Here is a 4,628-nt window from a genome sequence, read left to right as displayed (position 1 = left end):
AGGCCGTCGACGAGCTGTCGAAGATGGCCAGCGACCTGCGCACCACCGTGGGCCGCTTCACGTACTGATCGGCCTCGTCCCGAGGCTCGGCCCGAGCGTGCGAGGGCTGAGGAGGTCCTGGTGATCGGGGTCCGCCGGCGGACGGCGGTCGGCAAGCTGCTCATGGGCAGCGCGGCGCAGCGCATCCTGATGGACGTCGACTGCCCCGTCCTGGCCGTGAAGAGCCCGCCCGCGGACTGACCCCGCCCTCCCGCCGTCCCCGCCCGCCCCTCGGTCACGGGCGGGCGCCGTCCTGCCGATGACGAGGACACGTCGGGTCGGCGCGCGCGGCCTCGCCGGCCGGGTGACCGGTCCCCGACGTCGACATGGTGTCGAGACGCCTCCCCGCCACGGTGGCACGGCGATCTCGTTCGAGCTGCGCACGGGCCCGGGATTCACCTCAAGGGGTCCCGGACCGTGCCGAAACAGCCAACGCTGCCGGGGCTGGCCCGGGGGCCTGGAGGGATGAGGCAAGGCGTGGACGGTCTGGACGACATCGTCGAGGAGTTCCTCGTGGAGAGCCACGAGAACCTCGACCAACTGGACCAGGACCTCGTGGCCCTGGAGCAGGACCCCAACTCGCGGGAGCGCCTGTCGAGCATCTTCCGGACGATCCACACGATCAAGGGCACGAGTGGCTTCCTGGCCTTCAACCGGCTGGAGGAGATCGCGCACGTCGGGGAGAACCTCCTCTCCCGGCTGCGGGACGGCGCGCTGGAGCTGACCCCCGCGCGCACCGACGCGCTGCTGCAGATGGTCGACACCATCCGCGCTTTGCTGGCGGCCATCGAGGCCACAGGTGGCGAGGGCTCGGTCGAGGTGGCCGGCAGCGTCGTGCTGATCAGCGCCGCCCTCGAGGACTCCCCGGCCCCCGTCGAGCAGCAGGTCGCCGAGGCCGCTCCTGCCGCCCCGCCGGCCGAGGTCGAACCCGCCGAGGCTCCGCCGGCCGCCGCTCCCGCCCGGGCCAAGGCGCCGGCGAGGAAGGCACCCGCGGCCAAGGCCCCGTCGAAGAAGGCCCCCGCCAAGCGGGCTCCCCGCGCGAAGGCCGCCCCGGCCATCCCCTCCCCCGCGCCCGTGCCGGCCGCCGAGGTGCTGCCGGCCGAGCCGGTCGTCGTCGAGGCCCCGGTGCTCGAGGTGCCCGTGGTGCCCCTCGTCCCGGTCGCGGCCCCGGCGACCGCCGAGGTCCACGCCGAGGGCGACGCGGACCCGAGGAACGGCCAGCCCGGCCGCCGGGCGGTCGCCGACAGCACCATCCGGGTGGACGTCGACCTGCTGGACAACCTGATGCTGCTCGTGGGCGAGCTGGTGCTCACCCGCAACCAGATCGTCCAGTACGTGGCCCGGCAGAGCGACCAGGACCTGGTGCGCGCCTCGCAGCGGCTGAACCTCATCGCCAGCGAGCTGCAGGAGGGCGTCATGAAGACGCGCATGCAGCCGATCGACCACATCTGGTCCAAGCTCCCCCGCGTCGTCCGCGACCTGGGCCTGCAGTGCGGCAAGACCGTCCGGCTGGAGATGGAGGGCCGGGAGACCGAGCTCGACAAGACCCTGCTCGAGGCGGTCAAGGACCCGCTGACCCACCTGGTCCGCAACTCCGTCGACCACGGCATCGAGACCTCCGCCGCCCGCGCCGCGGCCGGCAAGGCCGGCGAGGGCGTGCTGACCCTGCGGGCCCGGCACGAGAGCGGCCAGGTCGTGGTCGAGGTCGTCGACGACGGCGCCGGCATCGACCCGGCCCGGATCGGCGCCAAGGCCGTGGAGCGGGGCCTGGTCACCGCCGACGCGTTGTCCCGGATGAGCCCGGCCGACGTGCTGCAGATGATCTTCTTGCCCGGGTTCTCCACCGCCGCCGCCGTCACGAACGTCTCCGGGCGCGGCGTCGGCATGGACGTGGTGAAGACCAACATCGAGGCCATCGGCGGCACCATCGAGGTCGAGTCGGTCCCCGGGAAGGGCACCTGCACCCGGCTGCGCATCCCGCTGACCCTGGCGATCGTCCCGGCGCTGACCATCGAGTGCGCCGGTGACCGGTACGCCATCCCGCAGATCAGCCTGCAGGAGCTCGTGGCCCTGGACGCCGAGAAGGCGGCCGCGGCCGTCGAGGACGTCGGCGGGGCCTCGGTGTACCGCCTGCGCGGTGAGCTGCTGCCGCTGGTGCACCTCGCGGAGGTGCTGGGGCTGTCGTCGGACCGGCACGACGGGCACGTGGTGATCGCCGTCCTGTCCTCGGAGGGCCGCCGGTTCGGCCTGGTGGTCGACCGCGTCATCAACACCGAGGAGATCGTGGTCAAGGCCGTCGGCGGCCAGCTCAAGGCGATCGGCCTCTACTCCGGCGCCACGGTGCTCGGGGACGGCGCGGTCGCGCTGATCCTCGACGTCCAGGCGCTGGCCCGCCGCGCGCTGCGCACGGAGAGCACCGAGCGCCAGGAGCGGCGCAACGCGCTGGCCGCCGCCGCGGCGGCCTCCGCCGCGGAGCGCACCCGCATGCTGCTCGCCGCGATCGGCGGCGGGCGCCGGGTGGCCATCCCGCTGGACACCGTCACCCGCCTGGAGCAGGTGCGCAGCGACACCGTCGAGCGCGTCGGCTCCCGCGAGGTCGTCCAGTACCGCGGCGCGATCCTGCCGATCGTCCGGCTGGACCGGCACCTGGGCGCCTTCGGCGACAACGACCGCGAGGTGCTCGAGGTCATCGTGTACGCCGACCACGGCCGCAGCGTCGCCATCGTCGTGGACGAGATCCTCGACATCGTCGACGGCGAGGCCGCGGTGCAGAGCGACATCGACGACCTGGGCCTGCTCGGGTCGGCGGTCATCGGCGAGCGGGTCACCGAGCTGCTCGACGTCCGGGCCGCGATCCTGGCCGCCGACCCGGCGTTCTACACCGCCTCCGCCGGGCAGCCCGGCGCGGCATTCGACACCCCGCCCTTCGGGTTCGAGGGCACCGACTTCTCCCCCACCACCCCCCTGATGGAGGTCTGACGTGAGCACGACTGCCGCGGTGCCGGCCAGCGCGCAGCTGGCGACGTTCTGGCTGGACGGCGACCTGTTCGGGGTCGAGGTCGAGCACGTGCAGGAGGTGCTGCGCAGCCAGGGGATCACCCGGGTGCCGCTGGCTCCCCCGGCCGTCGCCGGCCTGATCAACCTGCGCGGTCAGGTCGTCACGGCGATCGAGCTGCGTGAGCGCCTGGGCCGCAAGCCCCGCCCGGAGGGGCAGGAGGCCGTCGTCATCGTCGTCCGGCTGCACGGCGAGGCCGTGAGCCTGCTGGTCGACAGCATCGCCGACGTCGTCGACGTGAACGTGCGGGACTTCGAGGCCCCGCCGGACACCCTCGACGGGGCGGGGCGTGAGCTGATCCGCGGCGCCTACAAGCTCTCCGGCCAGCTCCTGCTCGCCCTCGACGTCAACCGGGCCGTCGGCACCTGACCTCCGCTCCGCAGCACACCAGGAAACGGTCGCCGCACTTCCGGGCTCGGGAGGGCGGCGACCGTTCCTGCATTTCCGTGTTGCTCTGCTGATGCGTCTCCCCGTGTCGACAGGGCGACTCCACAGAATGGTCGTCACGCCATTCCCCGGTTCATTGCGACACGCCTCACCGCGCTGCGGGCAATGGCGCGCCGTGCGACACGATCTGCACGGGAACCCTCTGTCCCGCCCGCTCTTCCACGATCCCTGGAGTACCCGCCATGCACAGCGTCGCCTCACCCCCCCGACGTCTCGGGTGGTTCGCCGACCGACCTGTCGGTGTCAAGATCGGTGCCGTCCTGGCACTGCTCGCCGCAGTCGTGCTCGGCACGAACGCGCTGGCGGTCACGCGCATCGACGACATGCGCGCCGGCCAGGAGACCATCTACGCCGAGAACCTCAAGCCGCTGAACGCGCTCTCCGCCGTCCAGCGGGCCACCGCGGCCCACCGTGCCCGCGTGCTCGAGTACGCCGTCTCCGACCCGGCCCGCCGGGTGGAGCTGCTCGGAGAGATGGACGAGAAGCAGGCCGACGTCGACGCCGCGCTGGTGGAGTACGAACCCTTCGTCGTCGACCAGGCCGCGATGCAGAAGTACCTGGACGCCCGCGCGGCGTTCCTGGCCTCGAACGCCACCGAGCTCTTCCCGGCCGCGGACGCCGGGAACCTGGCCGCCTTCGCCCTGATCTACCGGGAGGTGTCCAGCCCGCTGCTCACCGACATCGCCGACGGGCTCGAGGAGGAGGGCGTCGCCCAGTCGGCCCAGGCCGAGGTCCGCAACGCCGCGGCCGCCGAGGAGGCGAGCAGCGCCATCCGGATGCTGCTGATCGCCGCGATCACCGCGGTCGTCGTCTCCGCCGCGCTCGCCTTCCTCGTCGTCCGGCGCCTGCTCGCCACCGTCCGTTCGGTCCAGACCGCTCTCCAGGCGATGGCCGAGGGCGACCTGACCGTCGCTCCCGAGGTGCGGGACCAGGACGAGCTCGGCCGGATGGCGTCCTCGCTGGCCGAGGCGCAGCGGAGCCTGCGGTCGGTGCTGTCGTCGGTGGCGTCGTCCTCGGATGCGGTGGCGGCGTCGTCGGAGGAGCTGTCGGCCTCGTCGGCGCAGATCTCGGCGTCGGCGGAGGAGAC

Annotated in this window: 4 protein-coding genes; all 4 read left to right on the top strand. The window is 73.1% G+C overall.

Annotated features, from left to right (window positions below):
• Positions 1-240: universal stress protein (locus HL189_RS22400; protein ID WP_369135946.1), on the top strand; the 240-nt coding region annotated here is incomplete at its 5' end.
• A 276-nt stretch (positions 241-516) separates the two neighbouring features.
• Positions 517-3,018: a chemotaxis protein CheA gene (locus HL189_RS22395; protein WP_369135945.1), complete on the top strand. Its 2,502-nt coding sequence runs from the start codon at positions 517-519 to the stop codon at positions 3,016-3,018.
• Between the two features lies 1 nt (position 3,019).
• Positions 3,020-3,463, top strand: coding sequence for a chemotaxis protein CheW (locus tag HL189_RS22390; protein WP_369135944.1), 444 nt, complete (start codon positions 3,020-3,022; stop codon positions 3,461-3,463).
• Positions 3,464-3,723: 260 nt separating this feature from the next.
• Positions 3,724-4,628 (top strand): MCP four helix bundle domain-containing protein (locus tag HL189_RS22385; RefSeq protein ID WP_369135943.1); only part of this gene is annotated, 905 nt, incomplete at its 3' end.

It is taken from the genome of Modestobacter sp. I12A-02662, from assembly GCF_041028325.1.
In the GTDB taxonomy this organism is placed as follows: Bacteria; Actinomycetota; Actinomycetes; order Mycobacteriales; family Geodermatophilaceae; genus Modestobacter.
The sequence above is the reverse complement of the archived record's forward strand: the minus strand, read 5'-3'. Positions and strand labels throughout refer to the sequence as shown.